Raw genomic sequence first — 20,139 nt, forward strand, 5'->3', positions numbered from 1 at the left:
ACCACTGGCTTCCTGACAAGGCGAGGGACGGCTATGGAGGTCGCATGGAGCGACTGATCCTGATGCGCCACGGCAAGGCCGAGCGGCACGCCCAGAGCGGCGGCGATTTCGAACGCGCCCTGGCCGACAGCGGCCGGGCCGACGCGGCCGTCATGGGCCAGACGCTGGCGCGCGCCGGCCTCGCGCCTGACCTGATTCTGGTCTCCTCGGCCCGCCGCACGCGCGAGACGGCCGAGCGCGTCGCGCCGAACTTTCCCGAGGCGCGGGTCGAGCAGTTCCGCGACCTCTATCACGCCGATCCGGAAGAGGTCGTCCAGGTGATCGAGGCGTACGCCGACAGCGTGGCCACGGTCATGGTGGTCGGGCACAATCCCGGCCTGCACGAACTGGCCCTGCGTCTGGCCCAGCAAGGCGAGGCCTCGCCGATCCAGACCAACAAGCTGCGCGGCCGTTTCCCAACCTCGACCACGGTGGTGTTCGGCTGGACCGACAGGGGCCCCGTGCTGGAGCACCTCCTATACGCGCACGAGAACGGCGGAGCCGGCGGCGAATGACCCTGATCTACAAGATCCTGTCCCGCGCCGAGTGGGACGCCGCCAAGGCCGTGGGCCGATTCGAAGGCTCGGCCGTCGACCACCAGGACGGTTTCATCCACCTCTCCGCCGCCGACCAGGCCCAGGAGACCGCCGCCAGATATTTCAAGGATCAGCCGGACCTCGTCCTGCTGGGCGTCGAGGCCGAGGGCCTGGGCGCGGACCTGAAGTGGGAAGCCTCGCGCGGTGGGGCGCTATTCCCGCATCTCTATCGCCCGCTGCTGGCCAGCGAGGTGATCACCGAGGCCGATCTTGGTCTCGACGCCGACGGCGTTCCTCGACTGGGCGATCACCTCGCATGAACCTGCATGACCTCGCCGCGCGCGCCCTGCACGCCTTCGATCCCGAGGACGCCCACGGCTGGGCCATTCGCGGCCTCAGGATGGGCCTGGGCCCCCGCGAGACCGGTCCCGACGATCCGATCCTGGCGGTGAAGATCGCCGGCCTGGAACTGCCTAACTGCGTGGGTCTGGCCGCCGGCTTCGACAAGAACGCCGAGGTCGCCGATCCCATGCTGGCCGCCGGCTTCGGCTTCGTGGAGGCCGGCACGGTCACGCCCCTGGCCCAGGCCGGCAATCCGCGTCCGCGTCTCTTCCGCCTCACCGAGGATCGAGCGGTGATCAACCGCATGGGCTTCAACAATGGCGGCCTTGAACCCTTCGCGGCGCGGCTCGGTAAGCGCCAGGGCAGGGGCGGGATCGTTGGCGCGAACATCGGCGCCAACAAGGACGCCAGCGACCGCATCGAGGACTACGTGACGGGCCTGACCCGCCTGTGGGGCCTGTCGGACTACTTCACCGCCAACATCTCCTCGCCCAACACGCCGGGCCTGCGCGCCTTGCAGACCAAGGCGGCGCTGGAGGACCTGCTGGGCCGCATCTCCGAGACCCGCGAGGCGATGAAGGTCGCCTCGGGCGCCGACTATCCGATCTTCCTCAAGGTCGCGCCCGACCTGGAAGACGGCGAGGTCGAGGCCATCGTCGAGGCTGTGGTCGACGCGGGCCTGGACGCGATCATCGTCAGCAACACCACCATCGCCCGCCCTGACAGCCTGAAGTCGGCCCATGCCAAGGAGAGTGGCGGCCTTTCCGGCGCGCCGCTGCTGCAACCCTCGACCCAGGTGCTGAAGCGCTTCCATGCCGCCGCGGCCGGTCGCGTTGACCTGATCGGCACGGGCGGGATCGCCGACGGCGCCGGGGCCTACGCCAAGATCCGCGCCGGCGCGCGGGCCGTGCAGCTCTATTCGGCCCTCGTCTATGGCGGCCCTGGCCTGGTCACCCGCATCAAGCGCGATCTCGCCGCCCGCCTGCGGGCCGATGGCTTCGCCGCCGTCGAGGACGCGGTCGGCGCCGCATGACGCGAGACCGGGCTGTAATGCTGTTGCGCCGCTTTGGCCCGCTGGTGGTCATCGTGGTCCTGTTCGTGGCCGCCTTCGCCAGCGGCGTCGCCGATCATATCTCGCTTGAGGAGCTGCGCGCTCGCGGCGCCGAACTCCAGACTTTCGCGCGCGAAAAACCGCTGCTGTGCGCGGCCATCTATCTGGCGATCTACATCGCCTCCGTCGCCGTGTCGTTGCCGGGGGCCCTGATCCTGTCGCTGACCGGCGGCTTCCTGTTTGGACCGATAGGCGGCGGATTCGCGGCGGTGACCGGCGCCACCGGCGGGTCGACCATCATCTATCTCGTGTTCCGCACCGCGTTCGGCGACATGCTGCGCCGCAAGCCCGGCGCGTTCCTGGCGCGGGTTGAGGAGGGCTTCAAGCACGACGCCTTCAACTACCTGCTGACCCTGCGCCTGATCCCGGCCTTTCCGCTGCTGATCGTCAATGTCGCGGCCGGGCTGATGAATATTCCGACCCGCACCTTCGTTCTGGCCTCGGTGCTGGGCATGATCCCGAGCTCCTTCGTCTATGCCGGCATCGGCGCGGGACTGGGCCATCTCTTCGCGCGGGGCGGCCCGGTGACGCTGGAGACCCTCTTCTCGCCACGGATTTATCTTCCCATTGTCGGCATGGGCGTTCTGGCCTTTCTGCCGCCGTTGTGGCGCCATTGGCGCAAGCGGCGCGGAGCAGCGCCCCTGCCAAAGCCTTTGGACGAGAAGTAGCCGCCCCGGATGGTCGAAACGGTTTCGCCGTCAGAGACTGAGCCCGCCCCGCCCCGGAAGCGATTTCCGTGGCCCGGCGGCCTGTCGGCGCGCCTGCTGCTGTTCACCGCCATCGTCGTCACCTTCGGCGGCCTGCTGATCCTGCCGCCGACCCTGGCGGCCTATGAGGAGCAGTGGCTGCTGGATCGTGTGCGGGCCGGGGAACTGGCCTCGACCATCGCCGAGTCGGATCCGGACCTGCGGGTCAGCGACGCCGTCGCCAACCAGATGTTCGACCAGGCCGGGGCCGTCACCGTCGCCGTCCAGGCCGAGGGCGCCCGGCGTCTCGTCCTGCCGCCCAAGCAGCCGTTCAAGACGCCGTATCTCGTGGACCTGCGCCGCCAGAACCCCGGTTCGTGGCTGGCCGCGCCGTTCTTCACCCTGACCAGCCCCAAGGGCAGCATGGTCCGCGTGATGGCCGAGCCGCGCTTCCGCAAGGCCGAGTTCGTCGAGGTCGTGGTTCCAGACGCTCCCTTGAAGGCTGCGTTGGTCGAGTACTTCTGGCGACTGGCCGGCGTGACCATCTTCGTCGCCGCCCTTGCTGGCCTGTTCGTCTACGCCTTCCTGAATGTCTTCCTGGTCCGGCCGATGCAGCGGATCACCCGCGCCATGGAAGCCTTCCGGGTCGACCCCGGCGATCCGGAGGCGCGTATCGCCGTGTCCAAGCGCCGCGACGAGATCGGCCGCGCCGAGGCCGAGCTCGACCGCATGCAGGTCGACCTGCTGGCGGCGCTCGCGTCCAAAGCCCGTCTGGCCGCCCTCGGCGAGGCGGTGGCCAAGATCAATCACGACCTGCGCAACATGCTGACCAGCGCCCAGATGGCGTCCGATCGCCTGGCCGCCCTCGGCGATCCCAAGGTGGCTCAGGCCCTGCCCCGCCTGGAACGAGCCCTGGACCGCGCCATCACCCTGGCCTCCGATGTCATGGCCTATGGCAAGTCCAAGGAGCCCGAGCCGGTGACGCGGATCATCCCGCTGCGTCCGGCCCTGGACATGGCCGCCGAGGACGCCGGCCTGACCCCGCAGGGCGTCGCCCTGGAGACCGTCATCGGTCCGCGCGAACAGGTAGTGGCCGACCCGGACCAACTGCACCGCATCCTCACCAACCTGTTCCGCAACGCCCGCGAGGCGATCGAGGGCGCGACCGACCGGGGCGGCAAGGGCAAGGTTTTCGTCGAGCTGCGCCGCGACGCCGGCCACAGCATCCTGCGCCTGTCGGACGACGGCCCCGGGGTGCCCGAGCGCGCCCGCGCCAACCTGTTCCAACCCTTCGTCGGCTCGGTGCGGCGCGGCGGCACGGGACTGGGTCTGGCCATCGCCCGCGAGCTGGCCCAGGGTCATCATGGAGATCTTGCGCTGGTCGAGACCGGACCCGGCGGTTCGGTGTTCGATCTCACCCTGGCCGGCGCGCCCGAGCCGCTGCCGGAGCCGGATGACAAGGCCGCCGACGCCTCGGCCACCTAGGAGGACGTGCGATGACCACCACCTGGACCATCGCGGTGAAGATCGGCGCCTCGACTGGGGGCGCGCCGATCCACGAGATCACGGTCGAGGCGCCCGATGTCCCGAGCGCCCTGCGCCGGGTGGCGGCCATGGTCGCGGTGCAGGAAGCCTCCGACACCGAACTGCTCATCGACGGCCAGGAGGAAGTCTTCTCCCGCGCCGAGGTCGAGGCGGGCCTGGAGCCCTGATCGTTCGATCAGGGTCCATCTCTAAAAAGGCAGGGCGTGGCAGGCGCCGAAACCGCTTACACTTTCGGCTGCCACGCCCTGGAAGGAGGTTCAGAGCCCCTTGGCCACGCCCTCGCGACGCGGGTCCGCGCCGCCTTCCAGCACGTCGCCCGGCCGCACGATCACGCCGTGCAGGCCAGAGCCCTCGACCTGGCCGACCTTGATATTGACGCCACGCGCGTTCAGCGCCGACAGCATCGCGGGTCCGAACCACTGGGCGTCGCCCGAATAGGTGTCGCCCCGCGCCACGACGTTCGGCAGCGACACGGCCTCCTGCATGTTCAGGTTCCAGTAGAACAGCCCGACCATGGCCTTCAGGTTATAGGACAGGATGGCGTTGCCGCCCGGCGAGCCGACGGCCGCCAGGAACTTGCCCTTCTTGTCCAGCACGATGATCGGCGACATCGATGAGCGCGGGCGCTTGCCCGGCGCGATGGCGTTGGCGGCCGGCGCGCCGTCCTTCTCCTTCGGCGAGAACGAGAAGTCGGTCAGCTGGTTGTTGAGGAAGAAGCCGTTCACCATCCGACCGTTGCCGAAGATGCTCTCGACCGTGGTGGTCATCGACACGACATTGCCGGCCGGATCGACCACGACCAGATGGGTGGTGCCGCCCGGCTCCTTGGTCATGTCGATCCCGACCTTCGGCGCGCCCTTCGGCTTGCCGAACGGGGGGGCCGCGCCGGCCGTGTCGGTGATCAGCTTGGCGCGCTCGGCGACATATTTCGGATCCAGCAGACCGTCGACCGGCACGGTCACGAACGCGGGGTCGCCGACATAGCGGTCGCGGTCGGCGTACATGACCCGCTCGGCCTGGGCCAGCTGGGTCCAGGCCACCGGATCGGTCGGGCCGCGCTTGCCGATGTCGGTGTGCTCCAGCATCCGCAGCGCCTGGATCACGGCCAGACCCGACGACTGCGGGTTGGGCACGCAGACGGTATAGACCTTCCACGGGCGGCACAGGGCCGGGGCCACGCGCGGCTTGTAGCTTTTCAAGTCGGCCAGGGTGATGCTGCTGGGCAGGTCGCCCTCGTGCAGCCGGTCGACGATCGCCTGGGCGATCGAGCCGTCCAGCAGGGCCGCCGGACCCTCGGCGGCGATCTTGCGCACCGTCGCGGCATAGGCCGGGTTCTTCAGCACGTCGCCGGCCTGGTAGCGGGTTCCGTCCGGCTTGGTGAAGTACTTCACCGCGTCCGGCTGCGAGGCTTGGGGCGCGCGGCTGACGATCATGCCAGCCAGGCGCGGGCTGACCACGAAGCCGTCGTCGGCCAGCTTTTCGGCGTCCTTGAACAGGGTGTTCCAGGCAGCCTTGCCGTGTTCCTTCTGGGCCTGGGCCAGCATGGCCACCGCGCCTGGCACGCCCGACGAGCGGCCCGACAGCAGCGCCGTCACGAAGGGCAGGGGTTTGCCGTCCGGCGCCATGAACATGTCCGGCGAAGCGCCGCTCGGCGCGGTCTCGCGGCCGTCATAGGCGGTCACCTTGCCGGTCTTGGCGTCGTAGAAGACCATGAACGCGCCCCCGCCCAGGCCCGAGCTCTGCGGCTCGACCAGGCCCAGCACCGCCTGGATGGCCACGGCGGCGTCGACGGCCGAGCCGCCGTCGCGCAGCACCCGCAGGCCGGCCTCGACCGCCAGCGGATTGGCCGCGGCGACCATGCCCTTGGCGGGTGTCGAGGTGGAGACCGGCCTGGCCGCCGGCATGCCCAGCGGGATCGACTCGGCGTGGGCGGCGGAGACCGGAGCCAGCGCCAGCTGGAGCGACGCGGCGAGGGCGAGCAGGGAAACAAAACGACGCATACGGATCCTCTATGGCGGACGAGGGGCGAACATTGGGGAAGGCCTGCCCGCCGTCCCGAGGCGTTCCATGGACACCAATCAAGCGACGCTGTCACGTCCAGATAGTCTGCAAGCGGCCTCAATCCCGCGTCCTGAACCGCTATGCGGCAAGGCCGTTGCGCCGAGCGAACACCGGCGTGCGAAACTTTTCGAATTTTCCTGCGAACCGGGCTTGCGTTCCCGAAACGGACGGGCTACTTCCCCCGCCTCGCCGAAAGGCAATGCGCGCCCGTAGCTCAGCTGGATAGAGCATCAGACTACGAATCTGAGGGTCGGACGTTCGAATCGTTCCGGGCGCGCCACTTCGGTTTAAAACTGCGAACTTCCAGAATCGCAGACTGGTCGCCCCCCGAAGCGGCCAACGTCCGAAGCAGTTCGGTCCTTCCCCCCATGATCTTGATCTCGGCTGTGGACAGCACTTCCACGCGCTGCGCGACGGCGCGGACGTGGGCGCGCCGATAGGAGCCGTCCGGCGCCCGTAGGCCCTCGCGGGTCGCCAGGGCCATCCGCTCGATGGCCTCCGGCGTGATCATCGGCCCGAGCTTGTCGATGGCGGCCTCGGCGCGTTCGGCGTCGGCCGCCGCCTCCTTCTTGATGGCCTCCAACTCCCTGATGCGGTCGCTCAGGCCTTCGGAGCCGTGACCGACCAGGCCGTCCTCAATCGCCGCGTAGAGCCTCACTAGCTTGTTGGCCGCCTCGGTGGACCGCTTACGCAGTTCGGCGACGTGGGAGCGCCTGCGCTCCACCCATTCCTGGCGACGGTCGAGCACGTTGCCCATGAGCATGCACAGCCGGTCAGGCTGAAGAAGCCGGCGCTCCAGATGATCGACGACGGCGTCGTCGAGCTTGTCCATCGGCACGGTGATGCCGGTGCAGCCCGCCTTGCCCATGCGGGCCTTGGTCGAGCAGGTGTAATAGCGATAGCGCCCATTCTTCCCGGTCCGCAGGGTCATGGCGCCGCCGCAGAGACCGCAGAAGCAGATGCCGCCCAGGAGCACCTGGCTGGTGACGAACCGCGAGGCCATGCAGGTCGGGCTGCGGAGCTTCAGATGGTCTTGCACCGCCTGCCACTCGTCCTCGGTGACGATGGCCGGGATCTTGGCCACCGCGTGCTCCTCGTCGGGCTTGCGAGCGCGGTTCTTGTGGTCGGTGAAGTTAAACCGGTGCTCGCCCTTGTAGGTCGTGCGGGTCAGCACCTTGTGGACCGCGTCGATTCCGAACCGGCCGCCATCCTTGGTGCGGACGTTGTTGTCGTTGAGGTAGGTGGCGATGGACTTCAGGCCCAAGGGACCGGAGCCGTCCACGCCGAACAGGGCGAGCTTGTAGATGCGTCGAACCTTCTCGGCTTGGATCGGGTCAATCTCCAGCTTCTTCTTGAGTTTGGCACCGCGCTGTTCAGCAATGATGACGCGATAGCCCAATGGCGGGCGTGAGCCATTCCAGAAACCCTGGCGGGCATTCTCCTTCATGGCCCGTAGGGTGTGCTTGCCGTTCTCCTTGGACTGGTACTCGTCGAAGAGCGTCATGATCTTGCGCATCATGTTGCTCATCGGATCGTCACCCAGCTCCTGGGTGATCGAGACGACCTTCACGCCGTTCTTGGCCAGCTTCCTGACGTAGAACTCGAATTGGAACTGGTCGCGGAAGAACCGCGAGAACGAGTGGACCAAGATCACGTCGAACGGCGCGGGCTTGGTCATCGCCGCTTCGATCATGTCCTGAAAGGCGGGCCGCTTGTCGTCGGTGGCGGTGTTGCCCGGCTCCAGATATTCGGTCGCCACCTTCCAGCCTTTGCCAGCGCAGTAGGCCTCAAGCTGGCGGCGCTGGTCGGGCAACGACAGGTCATGTTCTGCCTGACGACCCGTAGAGACGCGGAGATAGACCGCCGCCCGCGATGCGGGCGACGGCGTGGGGGCTAGGCGAGCGCGGCCCATGTCAAACTCCATTGATCAGGGAATGGGGCCGAACAGCTCATCCAGAACGTCGGCGAAGAAGGCCTCGATAATGCGGGCCTCGTGGTCGGTGACTGGCACGAAGTCGGGCCAGTCATCGGCGACCTTGATTGGCGCGTCGGCGCGGCGTCGGCGGCGCTTGATGACGCGGGCGCCGCCGTTCTCACAGCTATCCGGATGATGCCGAGGGGCCATCGCGCCACGGTGCAGGGCGGTGACAGCGCCGCAAGCGGCTTCGGCCACCCGTCGTACTGCGGCGAAGAGAGACAGGAAATCGGCGGGTTTGCGTCCGCCGCGTCAGGCCGTGGGCAGGCTCGGCGGCACATAGGGCTCTCCGCAGCCGGGGCATTTGGCCGAGGCCAAGAACGCGATGGCCTTGTTGACCAGGGGCGCGGTCGGGCCTGGGTCATGGAAATCCATGCGGGCGGCGATGACGAGGAGGCTGGCGACCTCGTGGATGTTGCGAGGCTCCAGCTTGGTGATCGCCTTGAGGCCGCGCTTACGCTTCTCCCAAAGCGCGTCCAGCTCCACTTCGATCGCGGCCATCTCGGGCGCCATGGGAAGGCTGCCGCGCTGATGGTCGCTCATGCGGAAGTAGTCGTATCCGGAGGCCGCCAGGGTCTCCAGCGCGCCCCATCGGCGGGCAAGGCCATCGGACTCGAAGTCGTAGGCCAGCCAGCGCGCGCACTGGCCGATGAGGCTATCAGTCGGCGGTGGCGCCGCTGCGTTCGGGGCGCTGCAAATCAGCGGAGCGGCTGACGTCGCGCCAAGCAGGGCGCGGCGGGAAATGGACGTGGGGTCGGCCTTGTCTTTAGACATGCGGGGGCTCCCGGCGCAGGCGCTCGGTCCGATCAGCGCGCTAATCGGTGGAGTTTCGGAGGATTCCGCTTAGACTTCAGCGAATTTCACCGGCCTGGTCAACAGAAATTCGCAAGAAGTCGGAGAATTTCTCTAAAAATGATCTCGCCCGCTCAAATCCGCATGGCGCGAGCCGCTCTTGGAATCAGCGTGAGGGTGCTTGCTGAGCGCTCGGAAGTCGCCGATTCCACGATCCATCGGTTCGAGGCCAACAAGGGCGGAATGCAGACCGGCACGATTGATCGTATCCAAGCCGCGCTCGAATCCGAGGGCGTGATCTTCATCAGCGCCGACGCTGGCGGCGGCCCAGGCGTTCGCCTAGCTAAGTAGGCGCTGGCACCAACCCGCCCGCTCAAGGGAGCCAGGACCTGAAAGGTCGGTGCTCGCCCTGGAGCGCTTGGAGAGCCTCTGCCGGGCGGGATGGTGCGGGTCAAGGGCGGCTTCGCCGTCGCTCCGCGATGGCGCCGTAGGCGCCACCCTTGACGCGCGCCAGCCCGTCCGGCCCTCGTTCCACCAAGCGCACCAGGGCGGTTTGTCTCCGAGCGAGGGTCTGAAGCTCTCAGCGAGGGCGACGCCAGTTGACTGACCAGCCCACGCCTTAAAGCGTGAAGGTCCGCTCTCTGGCCGGGTGCGTTTTCCCGCTCCCGACCCGTTGCGATGGGGTGGACGCCCCCCGACGGCATCGATGTGCCAAAGTGGAGGTGTTGAGAACACCACTGCAAAGGAGGCGTCCGTGGGAGAAGTTATCACAATCGGGCTCGACTTGGCCAAGTCGGTCTTTCAAGCGCATGGCGCTGATCGGGCCGGCGGCGTGGTCTTCCGCAAGAAGCTGCGACGAGATCAGATGCTGGCGTTCTTCGCCAGCCAGCCACGCTGCCTGGTGGCGATGGAGGCCTGCGCCAGCGCTCACTACTGGGCCCGAGAGATCGGAGCTCTGGGTCACGAGATCCGCCTGATCCCGCCGGCCTATGTGAAGCCATTCGTGAAGCGGCAGAAGAACGACATGGCCGACGCCGAGGCCATCTGCGAGGCGGCGCAGCGGCCGACGATGCGGTTCGTCACGCCCAAGAGCGCTGAGGCTCAAGGCTCGGCCGTGGTGTTCCGCACCCGCGACCTGCTGATCAGGCAACGCACCCAACTGATCAATGCGCTGCGGGGTCATTTGGCGGAGTTTGGATTCGTGGTCCGGCAAGGCGCGGCGCACACCGCCAGGCTGATCGATGTGGTCGACGACCCAAGCAGCGACCTGCCCGCCGAGGCGCGGCCGGTGTTGGCCATCATCGCCCAAAGCCTGCGAGCCCTACAGGGCCAGATCGTGCAGCTGGATGCCGAGATCGCCGCGCGGGCCAAGCGCGATCCCGTCGCCAGACGGCTGATGACCATCCCTGGCGTTGGGCCCGTCGTCGCCACCGCGCTGGTGGCGCTGGCGCCGGCGGCCAGCACCTTCAAGCGCGGGCGCGACTTCGCCGCCTGGGTCGGCCTCACGCCAAGGCAGCACTCGAGCGGCGGCAAGGAGCGACTAGGGCGAACCAGCAAGATGGGCGAGCGTAGTTTGCGACGACTGCTGATCCTTGGCGCCAGCTCCGCGGCCAGGGTGTCGGGCCGCGATCGCGCACCTGCCAATCCATGGCTCGAGAGCATGCTGGCGCGAAAGCCGCGGATGCTGGTCACCGTGGCGTTGGCCAACAAGATGGCCAGGATCGTCTGGGCGCTGATGGCGCACGGAGGAACCTACAGGGCTCCGGCCGTGGCGGTCTAACCGCCAGGGTCTGAGGCGTCGGAGAGGCAAAGGTCAGACGAGAGGTATGGCGCAACGGTCAGAAGACGGGGTTGGGAAAACCAGTGAAATGTCCGAGCGCCTTGAGCGCGCCGTTGCGGTCTGGACCCGATCCGCGATCTCCATACAGGCCAGCGGCGTGTGAACGGCCGCATCAACAGGCCGGACACACGGAAGCACCTGAACCGACCGCGTCAGAAATCTCGAAAAACCTCTTGCCTCGAAGCGGGCGTCCACACACGGACGTCTAGTGTACTTCCGACAGGCGACGGACGAGAAACGCCGCTCGCTCTCTGACCGCGCGGCTGGGATCGTCGAGCATCGATTTGGCGAGCATCCTGGCGTCGACGATGGTTGCCCGCCTTGCGGGGCTTCGCCATGTCAGAAACCTGTAACCATTCGCGTTAATCGGAACTTGGCCACCCCCGAGCAACCATAGAGCGAAACTCAGGGGCGCGCATGGTATCGGCAAAAGAAGTCGTGGTTCTCGGCGGCGGGACGTTCCTGGCTGTGGGCGTTGTTTCGCTGCTCGTCATCGGCTGGAACTCGGCCCCTTCCGACCAAGCGCCTCCCGTGGAGCCCGCAGCTGCCTCCGCACCAGCACCTCAATCCGCTCCCGAGAGCGTCGAGCCGGAAATCCCGCTCGTCGACTTGAGCCAGGTGCCGCCCAATGAGGTGCGCGACCTCAACGTCTACACCGCACGCCAAGTCGAAGCGTTCGTAAGCAAACGCCTTGGACGCGCCTACCGGCTGACAACCGCGTGCGAAGCAATGGGCAGCCAAGGCGCAGTCTACGACGGAACTGCAGAGCCAGTCGGAGGGGGTAAGCGCCGCACCTTCTCGATTGGGTTTTACATGACCAACACCCCCGAGTTCAGTTCCGAACCCGGTCAGGGACCTACGACGTGCGACTCTAGCCGCCCACTTGTACTCGACGGCAAGCGCGTTCCGATGGTCGTGGCTGACGAAACCGTGTCTCAAAGATCGAAGCAGCTCGCCGCACAGGAGGAAGCGATGGCCAACGCAGCTCCAGTCAGTGCCGGCGAACCGTCACAGGGCGAGATGTACGGCTACATTGATCGCGTCTCGACATACGCCGTCATGATTGGCCGTGGCGCAGCGTGCGGCGTGAACATAAAGCCCTACGCGGGCCGTGTGGGCGCTTGGCTGGATCGGGTCGCCCCGCCGGGCACAGCAGCTCAACAGACCCTGCTCACGCAACTCACGCAGGGCGGTCACTATCACGCCAAACAGCAGGCATCGGGCCAATCTCCGGATAGCTGCGATACGGTCGCGAGGGCGATCTCTCGCTTCGACTGGCCGTAAGCCCCTGCAAGGCGCCACACAGGGCAGGAACAGGCATCGCACACACCTAATGCTCAGATGCAGAAACGGCCCCTTCTCAGGGGTCGTTTGCGTTTCGGCTTGTCAGCGGTGTTAGCTGGCTTTGCGACCGCGCTTCTTCGGAGCGCTCGTCCCACGCGACACAGCGCGCTTTTGGATCATCGCCTGGACTTCTTTGTCGACCTCGGCGATCGCAGCGTCGAACTGACCGGCGAGCAGATCAGCCTTGATGGCCCCGCAGCCCTCGCGCCCTGAGAGTGGCGCTGGCGACAAGGCTGACCTAGGTTGCGCTGTCGGGCCAAGGGGGAACGCCGGTGCTGCTCACTATCCTCGTCATCATCGCCATTCTGTTCGGCGGCTTCCTCTACCTGGGCTATCTCGGAAACGAGAAGGAAAAGGCCCGCCAGGAAGAGCGCAAGGCTGCAGCCAAACGCGAGCGGCTGGCCCTCTACGAGTACAAGGAAATGAACGGGCTCGCGGATGCAACTGACGTTCGCAACGGCAATCACCGCGCATGGCTGGCCCTCAACAGCGACAACAACTCCCTGCGGATCGTGAGCTATCGCTCTGGCGAGGAAGTGACGATCGTGAGCGATAAGGCCGTCCCGCTGGCGTCGATCATGGAACTAACCCTCCGCCAAGACAGCCACGAGATCAGCTACACCCGCACGGTCACAACCCCCGTAGCAGTCCAGAAGAAGAAGAGCGCGATTGGCCGTGGCGTGGTTGGCCTGGCTGTCGCGGGACCGGCTGGATTGGCCCTCGGCGCTGCATCGGCAATGACCCCCTCCAGCAAGATCGTCGAGCACAAGCAAGAGATCAAAGACACGAAGATGGTCGATGGACCGCCAACCCTGGTGTTCGGCCTACGCGATCCCGAGACCCCGCTTATGAAGCTGGAATTCCAAGACAGCAGCCTCGCGGAGAAGTGGCTCTATCGCATCAAAGCGATGATGGACGCAACAACCGCCGATTAAGCGCTTGCCAACCCATAAAATAACTCGCTAATAACTCTACATTAGGTCGCCGCGGAGGTCGGGGCGACTTTTTGGAGGGGCTGCTATGACTCCCATGGAACTTGAAGAAGCCGTATTGGACATCGAAGGCATTCGCATTGTCGTTCGAGCCGGACGCAGAGCGGCGATGGGAGACCAAGAGGAATACGGCTACACCCGCAAGGCGGCAGATAACTCCTCAATAAGGGAATGGCTGGATCGGCGCATCGTCCCGCTTCTCAACGGGTACGAGGTCTCAGTGGTCAATGGCGAGGGCGTTACGCCGAACGGGCAAATGTCGCTGGGCCGACTGCGCGCCAGCTACCAGAGAGACTAGGAGCGGAGCTGGCCAAGACCAGCTTTGTCAGCGGCGATATCGGGACCTTTTCGCACTACCGATAGATTTGAGCAGCGGCTTCCGTTGCAGCCTCGCGGTTTCGCTCGCACCACGCGAAGAATGCCGCGTTCATCCCGCTACCCGCATGGGCCGACGCGATTGGTCCCGGTCAAATCATTGAAGCGTTTGAGGAAGTCTGAAAAACAGGGACCTGACCTTTAGGGCTGGTCCCTAAAAATTCTCAGCACCATCAACGACATGGGGCCGTCAGGTCCCTGTCCTTTTATCTCGCCCTAGAAAATTGGGGCCAGTTCGCGCCTTGAAATCCATGAATATTGGGCTCTTCACAGGACCGCGCCCCCAGGCGACAGGCCGGGAAAATCCAGTGTGCAGACAAGCGCATCCCTGCCACCTGAGCCGGATGCTTCAATCTTGCCATCGCCGCCAACCCGATTGGAGCGGCATCAGTTCACCAACGGCTACCTTGACGCTCCGAATGGATGCAACGCCAAAAATACACTTCCGGAAACCTTCTAAGTTTGGGGATTTCTAATCACGTCGACAATCTCAGCTGCGATGTCTTCAACCGTATGGGTCGCTGTGCTTCGCGCCAGCCTATCGGCAAGCGACGGAGAATAGCCAATTACCTCGCGTTTGCTTACGTTGTGCCAAATCGGAAGCAATATTTGATCGCCAGATACGGCTCGCGTCACGAGTCCATCCAATTCGTACTCTGGCCACCCTCGGCCAAAGAAGGCTTGGGATAGAACGACGACCCCAAATCTGCTGCTGCCAAGACCGCGATCAATTTTCCTCCGAAGGCTATCACCGATACGAAGTTCGAATTCGTCATACCAGACACTTAGACCTGCAGCTTGAAGGGCCAGCGCAAGAGGGCGCACGACATCCGCCTTGTCTTCAGATGCATGTGAAATGAAGACGTCAAATGTCCGTCCGTCAGGTGCCTCGGGCGTCGGAGCTAGATCCTCCTCGGCGTCTCTGACCAGCGTGGGTATCGAGCGAAGAGGAGCTTCGTTGATTGTCGGCAGGGGCCTCATTGCGGCTCCAGGAATAACTCGAGCAGAAGATCTAACGGAACCTCGCAGCCCCTGCATATCAACTGTTACGTGCCAGTTTCCCGAGCTAGGAACGACCAGCCGAACAGGGGAACTTCTTGCAAGCCCGCCGTGGTATCTATGTTGTCGGCCAGACTTGAAGCTATTGAAATTGGAGCTATCCATCAGCCGCACATTCGCGGCGCTCCCCTGTAAGGACACCTCGACAACGCTTCCGCGTTCGATGTAGCCAAGGGAATAGTGAGTGAAATTCATAGATTCGACCTCAACGGAAGAAATCTATGTTCACCGTTTGTGCCTGAATTGGCAAGGCTTGCACTACGCTAAACGCGTTCAAGCCTGCGGATCGTAGCTGCACTGCCGGTTCGCTTGTCAATGTCGGGAGCGGCTATGATTCTCAAGCGCCCGCCTTCCGGATTCGCGTCCGGCGAGACGCCAAGACCTAGCGAGAGAGAACGGGCATGGTGTCAACCAGCGACCTAGCCAATATGCGGTTTCCAGTACGCTTTACCTGCGTTGGCCTGGGCGAGCTCATCGTCGAGCCTATGACGCCTGAGTTTAACGACTGGACGCGGTCCGGCCTCGCAGACGGCCGATGGGACGACGCCGCAGCCATGATCCGCGACCTGCTTATCGATATGGCCAAGACGGCCGATCAAGAAGTACGCCTGTCGCCAGAGACGGTGCTAGACCTGACCCGGGACGCTTTGGACGACGCCGCCAACCAGTTCTTGGACAACAGCGGCGCCATGTTGACGCCGAACTACCTCGCCGAAGGCCGTGGGACGCGCCGGAAGGTTCGGCGTCGTGGCGACAACGAGGCTTATCCGATGGCCGCTCAGGACGATGAGACGGGTTCAGAGCGGCTGCGTCGGGTGGTTAGCGATTGGCAGCAGGATCAGGAAGACCGGAACGAGCATTTCGCCATAAACGTCTTGCCGCCCGTGTCCGCCATTGAGAAGGCGGTGGCCAATCACAAGACCCTAAGCGCGATGCTGCGACCTCCCTTGTCGCTGCTCGACCAGGAAGTCCGCAAGTATGAGAAACTCGGCGTTCTTGCTGGATACCGCTCGCCTCTGGCTGATCTGGCGATCCCGAAGATCAAGACGATCAGCGCCATCAGTGCCTATCAGGACCAGTTAGCCGAACGCATGCGCATTGGCGGTGCCTTCGAGCGGCTGGACTCCGTGGGCAGGCTGAGCAAATCGCTCAGCGGGGCGTTTCCGGACTGGGCGATGTCAGCGGCGGGTCTTAGCCGGCACGCCTCGATCCTGAATTCCATATCGGCCCTACCCAGGATTTCAGCCATCGGCGCTGTCGATCGCCTCGTCGGCGCGCGCCTGGCCGACGTCACGCGCCTGGGGCGGATCTACGACGACCAGTTTGCCTTCCTGAAGGCTGCCAATCGCACGTTCAACTTGGGCCTCACGGCCTCGACGATCGCTGCCCTGACGATGGCGCAGGTCCCTGACGTCGGTGCCGTTCCACGCGCGTTGGGCGAGGCCATGGCCATGCCGGCGGGCTTCCAGATGGCCACCAGCCTTGGCCTGAGCGGGATCACCGCGCGTGGCGTGACCGCCGATCTGCTGCAACACTACGACGAGACGCCGCTGGACGGCGAGGTTGGCAAGGAATTCTCAAGCCTTCAAGACAGCGTCCGTCGGGTGGACGAAGGCACCCTCGACAACTCGAAAATCGATGAGCTGATAGCGTTGATCCGCGAAGCGCTTTCAGGTCGCTTGTTGACAGGCGTCGATCCAGTTCATCGCGCCGGTCGATTGGAGATTTTCACCACGATCCTGGCGATTCTCGCTTTTGCGATGAGCGGCTACAACTTGTCTGTCGATATGGAATCTCGCGACATCGCGAAGGCGTCCTTCGCTCTCGACCAGGCTGCCACCCAGGTGCTGCCGGACCCCGCTGACCTAGGACACAAGGTTGACCTGTTGCACGAGGATTTGACGGTCTTGAAGGCCGACGTCCTGTCCAACGAGACCACCCTGCGTTTCGTGCACAAGGAGGTCCCGCTCCGCGCGGAACCTGATGCGAACGGCCTGCTCATCCGCGTGGTCTATCCCGATCAGCCCGTGCGAATCCTGGATGAGCGCGATGCCTGGGTGAAGGTGGAGGTGCACGACTACCACACGGGCGGGCCAGTCATTGGATGGATGAGCCGACGTCACCTGCGCAACAAGCCCATGCTGTAAACAGGCTCGTCCGTCCCTTTCCAACGTTCGCTTACCCATCCCCTGGTCAGCTAAGATGCTCGCCGCAAGCAAGTGTCGGTTGGGGCGAATGGACGCTTTGTGGCGCAAACCTTCAAGCGATTTGAGCTACTACGCGCCACCGGCCGACCTACTGCGCATGGCGGAGACGCGCGCCAAACGGTAAGGTAACGCAATTCCGCCGAACCGGATGATCCACGTGAGCGACCCCGACCTACCCGCCGACCGATTTGAGCGGGCGCTCTTTCTAATGAACTTGCTGATCGACCGGGCGACCGGCAACACCGCCGATGACGGTACTTACAAGCTGCTGCGCCGCGAGTTCATGGATGATCCGATGACATCCGATCTCCTCCCCAGACATGTGCGCACGTGCCGAGACCTGTCAGCTTTTTGGCCGATCGCAAAAGCAATGCACTCGTCCTGGGAAGGCCGGCGAGTTCAAATCCGAAATGACTTCGAACCGCTGATTGCGCAGTTGGAGGCTGGAGCAAGAAAGCCGCTCGATCAGGGAGCGACGGATGTCCTCGCCGCTTTCAGCGCCGATGGCGTCGCGGCTATCTGGAATAAGGCGCTGGACCGACGCAGTACCGACCCTGAGGGCGCGATCACGGCGGCGCGCACTTTATTGGAGACGGTCTGCAAAACAGTTCTCGATGAAGGGCAAGCCATCTACCCCGATGATGCTGACCTCCCCAAACTCTATAGGCTGACTGCGGAGCTACTGAATATAGCGCCTAGCCAGCACACCGAAGATGTATTCCGGCGCATTCTTGGCGGCTGTACAAGCGTGGTCGAAGGTTTGGGCGCACTCCGGAACAAGGTCGGCGACGCCCACGGCCAAGGCAGACGTCAAGTTCGTCCCCTACCGCGCCACGCGCATCTAGCGGTAAACCTCGCGGGCACGATGGCAACGTTCATTGTCGAAACGTGGCTAGACCGACGCGGACCAATTGCACCGGCAGATCTGGATGAGGCAATGCGGCTGCTCCACTTCATGAGCCCGTCTGACACTCGTCACTTTTAGCCGTTGAAGCCGCGCAGAGTTGAAGCCACTGGCTCACGGGCGTGTGTCACGGGACAAGTCTCAGCGCGTTAGATCGCTAGCGGCCACTCATAGTTCTCCGAAGCATCCGTATTTGCGCGCCATTCTTCCAAACATCGTTGAAAACCCTGCGGTTTCACCGTCTGGAAGACCGTCTGCGGACGATTGCTACACAAACCTGCTACACAATCGCGCGCCCGAAAGCATCCTAACCATCAGAGATGGTTCAGGAAAACGATCATGCGGCTGCTACACAAACAGTCTACACGCTATTCGGCTCCATCTCTTTCGGCGGGGCGGTCGCATCTACTACCGGCGGCGCGTGCCTGAGGCTCTCAGAGCAATCATTGGAAAGCGCGAGGTTTGGAGATCGTTGGGGACGGACAGTCCAACGGTTGCCCTGCGGCGGTCCTATGATGTCGCCGCCGGGGAGCCGTCCACACATGGTGGTGGGTTAAACTGATCGCCGCAACACACTCAGCGAAGGTGTCTGCGGGTGTGCGTGAACGCGCACGCTGCAGATTCAACCGTTCAGGAAACTGGATCGATCGGCATTATTCGTGCTGAAAATAAGCCTGTGAAATCGTGGGGTCGACTTTTTCAACACAATCGGCGCTGAGGCGACGTTCGGCGCGAAAAGGCGATAGTGTCACAAAGTCGTGCTAGCGCCTGGCCATGCTTGGTCGGTCCGTCCGCTATTCCGCTCCCTGGGGGAGCCAAGCGCTACGATGAGCGACCTGGTTAGCCTGCGCGCGCAGCGGCGCGACCTTTATCAGTTTATCGTTCGGCGGACGCGTGATCCCGCGACGGCCGAGGATTTGGTGCAGGAAACGTTCGAGCGCCTGCTTGCCTACGAGCAGGCGCGGACCATCGTTGACAGGGCCGCGCTGGGCTATCGCATCGCCTTGAACCTTGTGCGCGACCACTTCCGCCGCGCCAGCCGACGGCCCGCCCAGGCGCTGGACGACGACATTCCCTGCCAAGCCCCTGCGCCGGAGCAGATCCTGATGCATCGCCAGAAGGTCGAGGTGTTCGGCAAGGCGCTGGACGCAATGCCGCCCCTGCGTCGCGACGTTTTCATCCGGCGCCGGTTGCACGGCCACTCGCCGCGTCAGATCGCCCAGGATCTCAGCCTCAGCGAGGCGGCGGTCGAAAAGCACGTGGTGCGGGCGCTGGAGCAGCTGCATCGCGAGATCGCGCGGGCCGAGCGCCGCGCCAGCGGAGGCCGCCGATGAGCCGCATCCGCCAAGAGGCCGCCGTCTGGGCGGCGCGACGTCTGGACGACGGCGACCGTCAGGACGCCGCCTTCGAGACCTGGAAGTCGGCCGATCCGACCCACGGCCAAGCCTTCGACGCGGTTTGGCGCGCCAGTCAGGACCCTGCCCTGGCTGAGGCGATGCGGCTGAGCGAGCAACGGCGGAGCGTCCCGCGCCGCGCTGGGCGTTGGGCCGCGCTAGCGGGCGGTCTGGCGGCCTGCGGCCTGGCCGCCGTCCTCGCCTGGCCGCAGATCCAGCTGATGACCGTCGCGCCGGTGGTGCTGCAGACCGCGCCGGGCCAGCACCGGGTCGCCACCCTGGCCGACGGCACGCGGGTCACCCTGGACGGCGCGACCCGCCTGGAGGTGCGCTTGGGGGCCCGGCGGCGCCAGGTCGAGCTGGTCAGCGGCGAGGCCTTCTTCGACGTCGCCCACGACGCGGGACGGCCGTTCACGGTCAAGGCGCCCGAAGGCTCGGCCCGCGTGCTGGGCACCGCCTTCGACCTCGAGCGCAGCGACGAGCGCCTGGAGCTTTCGGTGCGTCGCGGTCGCGTTCGGCTGGCGCCGGCGGGGCTGATCCACCGCACGGCCGAGCTGACCGTGGGCCAGCGGGCCTTCGCCAAGGAGGGCCGGCTGTCGGCGATCCGCGCGTTCGACCTCCATGCCGACGACTGGCGCTCGGGCTGGCTGGAAACGGACGGCATCCCCCTGGCGCGGCTGGTCGAGCGCCTGAACCGCGCCTCGGCCACGCCGATCGTGATCGCCGATCCGGCCTTGGGTCGCCAACGGGTGGCTGGCCGCTTCCGGCTCGACGAGCCCCGGGCCCTGGTGCGCGATCTGGCGCTGATGCACGGCTTCACCGTTCGTCAGACCTCGGACGGCTTGCTGCTCTCGCGCTGACCGCCGTCGCCGAAACTTCACAAAAATCCCTGTCCGGGTTCGCCGGGGGCCAGCGTCTTCCCGGCCGAACCGGCGTC

21 protein-coding genes, 1 tRNA gene and 1 pseudogene are annotated in these 20,139 nt (G+C 65.1%); 17 read left to right on the forward strand and 6 right to left on the reverse strand.

Annotated elements, in window-relative coordinates:
* The first annotated feature begins 44 nt into the window (after nucleotides 1-44).
* The 6 genes from AC07R7_RS05630 to AC07R7_RS05655 are packed head-to-tail and all read left to right on the forward strand — an operon-like array spanning nucleotide 45 to nucleotide 4,426.
* Nucleotides 45-554, forward strand: coding sequence for a SixA phosphatase family protein (locus AC07R7_RS05630; protein ID WP_494634442.1), 510 nt, complete (start codon nucleotides 45-47; stop codon nucleotides 552-554).
* Nucleotides 551-895, forward strand: a complete 345-nt coding sequence (locus AC07R7_RS05635; RefSeq protein WP_492837334.1) for a DUF952 domain-containing protein — start codon at nucleotides 551-553, stop codon at nucleotides 893-895. Before AC07R7_RS05630 ends, AC07R7_RS05635 begins: the two co-directional genes overlap by 4 nt.
* Nucleotides 892-1,950, forward strand: a complete 1,059-nt coding sequence (locus tag AC07R7_RS05640; RefSeq protein ID WP_492888069.1) for a quinone-dependent dihydroorotate dehydrogenase — start codon at nucleotides 892-894, stop codon at nucleotides 1,948-1,950. The genes AC07R7_RS05635 and AC07R7_RS05640 overlap by 4 nt, the downstream gene beginning before the upstream one ends.
* Nucleotides 1,947-2,696 carry a TVP38/TMEM64 family protein gene (locus tag AC07R7_RS05645; RefSeq protein ID WP_494634443.1) on the forward strand — a complete coding sequence of 250 codons (750 nt, stop codon included), beginning with the start codon at nucleotides 1,947-1,949 and terminating at the stop codon, nucleotides 2,694-2,696. Before AC07R7_RS05640 ends, AC07R7_RS05645 begins: the two co-directional genes overlap by 4 nt.
* Nucleotides 2,697-2,705: 9 nt before the next feature.
* Nucleotides 2,706-4,199 carry a sensor histidine kinase gene (locus tag AC07R7_RS05650; RefSeq protein WP_492888067.1) on the forward strand — a complete coding sequence of 498 codons (1,494 nt, stop codon included), beginning with the start codon at nucleotides 2,706-2,708 and terminating at the stop codon, nucleotides 4,197-4,199.
* A gap of 11 nt (nucleotides 4,200-4,210) precedes the next feature.
* Complete coding sequence (locus AC07R7_RS05655) at nucleotides 4,211-4,426, forward strand: hypothetical protein (protein WP_492837329.1); 216 nt, start codon at nucleotides 4,211-4,213, stop codon at nucleotides 4,424-4,426.
* 90 nt (nucleotides 4,427-4,516) lie between these two features.
* On the opposite strand, the gene ggt is transcribed toward AC07R7_RS05655, so the two are convergent.
* Nucleotides 4,517-6,259, reverse strand: a complete 1,743-nt coding sequence (ggt, locus tag AC07R7_RS05660) for a gamma-glutamyltransferase (RefSeq protein WP_494634444.1) — start codon at nucleotides 6,257-6,259, stop codon at nucleotides 4,517-4,519.
* A gap of 264 nt (nucleotides 6,260-6,523) precedes the next feature.
* On the opposite strand from ggt, the gene AC07R7_RS05665 reads away from it, so the two are divergent.
* A tRNA-Arg gene (locus AC07R7_RS05665) sits at nucleotides 6,524-6,600 on the forward strand.
* Here AC07R7_RS05665 and AC07R7_RS05670 read toward each other — a convergent pair.
* From AC07R7_RS05670 to AC07R7_RS05680, 3 genes are read right to left on the reverse strand one after another with little or no spacing between them, the layout of a single operon-like run.
* Nucleotides 6,556-8,244, reverse strand: a complete 1,689-nt coding sequence (locus AC07R7_RS05670; RefSeq protein ID WP_494634851.1) for a recombinase family protein — start codon at nucleotides 8,242-8,244, stop codon at nucleotides 6,556-6,558. The genes AC07R7_RS05665 and AC07R7_RS05670 overlap by 45 nt on opposite strands.
* Nucleotides 8,245-8,247: 3 nt before the next feature.
* The gene (locus tag AC07R7_RS05675) at nucleotides 8,248-8,493 is read right to left on the reverse strand and encodes a hypothetical protein (protein WP_494634445.1); all 246 of its coding nucleotides are present in this window, start codon (nucleotides 8,491-8,493) and stop codon (nucleotides 8,248-8,250) included.
* Nucleotides 8,494-8,547: 54 nt separating this feature from the next.
* Nucleotides 8,548-9,069 carry a hypothetical protein gene (locus AC07R7_RS05680; RefSeq protein ID WP_494634446.1) on the reverse strand — a complete coding sequence of 174 codons (522 nt, stop codon included), beginning with the start codon at nucleotides 9,067-9,069 and terminating at the stop codon, nucleotides 8,548-8,550.
* A gap of 138 nt (nucleotides 9,070-9,207) precedes the next feature.
* Here AC07R7_RS05680 and AC07R7_RS05685 point away from each other — a divergent pair, with 138 nt between their 5' ends.
* From AC07R7_RS05685 to AC07R7_RS05705, 5 genes are all read left to right on the forward strand, one after another.
* Entirely contained in the window at nucleotides 9,208-9,438 is a 231-nt protein-coding gene (locus AC07R7_RS05685) for a helix-turn-helix domain-containing protein (RefSeq protein WP_494634447.1), read from the forward strand.
* 403 nt (nucleotides 9,439-9,841) lie between these two features.
* The gene (locus AC07R7_RS05690) at nucleotides 9,842-10,867 is read left to right on the forward strand and encodes an IS110 family RNA-guided transposase (protein ID WP_494634448.1); all 1,026 of its coding nucleotides are present in this window, start codon (nucleotides 9,842-9,844) and stop codon (nucleotides 10,865-10,867) included.
* 477 nt (nucleotides 10,868-11,344) lie between these two features.
* Nucleotides 11,345-12,211, forward strand: a complete 867-nt coding sequence (locus AC07R7_RS05695) for a hypothetical protein (RefSeq protein WP_494634449.1) — start codon at nucleotides 11,345-11,347, stop codon at nucleotides 12,209-12,211.
* 332 nt (nucleotides 12,212-12,543) lie between these two features.
* Nucleotides 12,544-13,206, forward strand: coding sequence for a hypothetical protein (locus tag AC07R7_RS05700; RefSeq protein WP_494634450.1), 663 nt, complete (start codon nucleotides 12,544-12,546; stop codon nucleotides 13,204-13,206).
* 85 nt (nucleotides 13,207-13,291) lie between these two features.
* A complete protein-coding gene (locus tag AC07R7_RS05705) occupies nucleotides 13,292-13,561 on the forward strand; it encodes a hypothetical protein (protein WP_494634451.1) in 270 nt (89 codons plus the stop codon).
* A 533-nt stretch (nucleotides 13,562-14,094) separates the two neighbouring features.
* On the opposite strand, the gene AC07R7_RS05710 is transcribed toward AC07R7_RS05705, so the two are convergent.
* Together AC07R7_RS05710 and AC07R7_RS05715 are read right to left on the reverse strand one after the other, a co-directional pair.
* Nucleotides 14,095-14,619: a toll/interleukin-1 receptor domain-containing protein gene (locus AC07R7_RS05710; protein ID WP_494634852.1), complete on the reverse strand. Its 525-nt coding sequence runs from the start codon at nucleotides 14,617-14,619 to the stop codon at nucleotides 14,095-14,097.
* A gap of 24 nt (nucleotides 14,620-14,643) precedes the next feature.
* A pseudogene (locus AC07R7_RS05715) lies at nucleotides 14,644-14,892 on the reverse strand (DUF1883 domain-containing protein); the annotation flags it as partial.
* Between the two features lie 206 nt (nucleotides 14,893-15,098).
* Here AC07R7_RS05715 and AC07R7_RS05720 point away from each other — a divergent pair.
* The 5 genes from AC07R7_RS05720 to AC07R7_RS05740 all read left to right on the forward strand — a co-directional run bounded on the left by AC07R7_RS05720 (nucleotide 15,099) and on the right by AC07R7_RS05740 (nucleotide 20,062).
* Entirely contained in the window at nucleotides 15,099-16,844 is a 1,746-nt protein-coding gene (locus AC07R7_RS05720; protein ID WP_494634452.1) for an SH3 domain-containing protein, read from the forward strand.
* A gap of 217 nt (nucleotides 16,845-17,061) precedes the next feature.
* Nucleotides 17,062-17,889: an abortive infection family protein gene (locus tag AC07R7_RS05725; RefSeq protein ID WP_494634453.1), complete on the forward strand. Its 828-nt coding sequence runs from the start codon at nucleotides 17,062-17,064 to the stop codon at nucleotides 17,887-17,889.
* Nucleotides 17,890-17,932: 43 nt separating this feature from the next.
* Nucleotides 17,933-18,370 (forward strand): DUF6538 domain-containing protein, encoded by a 438-nt coding sequence (locus AC07R7_RS05730; protein WP_494634853.1) that lies wholly within the window; start codon nucleotides 17,933-17,935, stop codon nucleotides 18,368-18,370.
* A 265-nt stretch (nucleotides 18,371-18,635) separates the two neighbouring features.
* On the forward strand, nucleotides 18,636-19,142 hold the full coding sequence (locus tag AC07R7_RS05735) for an RNA polymerase sigma factor (protein ID WP_099503481.1): 507 nt from the start codon (nucleotides 18,636-18,638) through the stop codon (nucleotides 19,140-19,142).
* Nucleotides 19,139-20,062, forward strand: a complete 924-nt coding sequence (locus tag AC07R7_RS05740) for a FecR family protein (protein ID WP_494634454.1) — start codon at nucleotides 19,139-19,141, stop codon at nucleotides 20,060-20,062. The genes AC07R7_RS05735 and AC07R7_RS05740 overlap by 4 nt, the downstream gene beginning before the upstream one ends.
* Nucleotides 20,063-20,139: the final 77 nt, after the last annotated feature.

Source organism: Caulobacter sp. GW821-FHT05F04, assembly GCF_059419665.1.

What these genes read in the sequence shown, in the direction of transcription:
- AC07R7_RS05630 (WP_494634442.1), top strand. Translation starts at nt 45, where the DNA reads ATGGAGCGACTGATCCTGATGCGCCACGGCAAGGCCGAGCGGCACGCC.
- AC07R7_RS05635 (WP_492837334.1), top strand. Translation starts at nt 551, where the DNA reads ATGACCCTGATCTACAAGATCCTGTCCCGCGCCGAGTGGGACGCCGCC.
- AC07R7_RS05640 (WP_492888069.1), top strand. Translation starts at nt 892, where the DNA reads ATGAACCTGCATGACCTCGCCGCGCGCGCCCTGCACGCCTTCGATCCC.
- AC07R7_RS05645 (WP_494634443.1), top strand. Translation starts at nt 1,947, where the DNA reads ATGACGCGAGACCGGGCTGTAATGCTGTTGCGCCGCTTTGGCCCGCTG.
- AC07R7_RS05650 (WP_492888067.1), top strand. Translation starts at nt 2,706, where the DNA reads ATGGTCGAAACGGTTTCGCCGTCAGAGACTGAGCCCGCCCCGCCCCGG.
- AC07R7_RS05655 (WP_492837329.1), top strand. Translation starts at nt 4,211, where the DNA reads ATGACCACCACCTGGACCATCGCGGTGAAGATCGGCGCCTCGACTGGG.
- ggt (WP_494634444.1), bottom strand. Translation starts at nt 6,259, where the DNA reads ATGCGTCGTTTTGTTTCCCTGCTCGCCCTCGCCGCGTCGCTCCAGCTG.
- AC07R7_RS05670 (WP_494634851.1), bottom strand. Translation starts at nt 8,244, where the DNA reads ATGGAGTTTGACATGGGCCGCGCTCGCCTAGCCCCCACGCCGTCGCCC.
- AC07R7_RS05680 (WP_494634446.1), bottom strand. Translation starts at nt 9,069, where the DNA reads ATGTCTAAAGACAAGGCCGACCCCACGTCCATTTCCCGCCGCGCCCTG.
- AC07R7_RS05685 (WP_494634447.1), top strand. Translation starts at nt 9,208, where the DNA reads ATGATCTCGCCCGCTCAAATCCGCATGGCGCGAGCCGCTCTTGGAATC.
- AC07R7_RS05695 (WP_494634449.1), top strand. Translation starts at nt 11,345, where the DNA reads ATGGTATCGGCAAAAGAAGTCGTGGTTCTCGGCGGCGGGACGTTCCTG.
- AC07R7_RS05705 (WP_494634451.1), top strand. Translation starts at nt 13,292, where the DNA reads ATGACTCCCATGGAACTTGAAGAAGCCGTATTGGACATCGAAGGCATT.
- AC07R7_RS05710 (WP_494634852.1), bottom strand. Translation starts at nt 14,619, where the DNA reads ATGAGGCCCCTGCCGACAATCAACGAAGCTCCTCTTCGCTCGATACCC.
- AC07R7_RS05720 (WP_494634452.1), top strand. Translation starts at nt 15,099, where the DNA reads ATGGTGTCAACCAGCGACCTAGCCAATATGCGGTTTCCAGTACGCTTT.
- AC07R7_RS05735 (WP_099503481.1), top strand. Translation starts at nt 18,636, where the DNA reads ATGAGCGACCTGGTTAGCCTGCGCGCGCAGCGGCGCGACCTTTATCAG.
- AC07R7_RS05740 (WP_494634454.1), top strand. Translation starts at nt 19,139, where the DNA reads ATGAGCCGCATCCGCCAAGAGGCCGCCGTCTGGGCGGCGCGACGTCTG.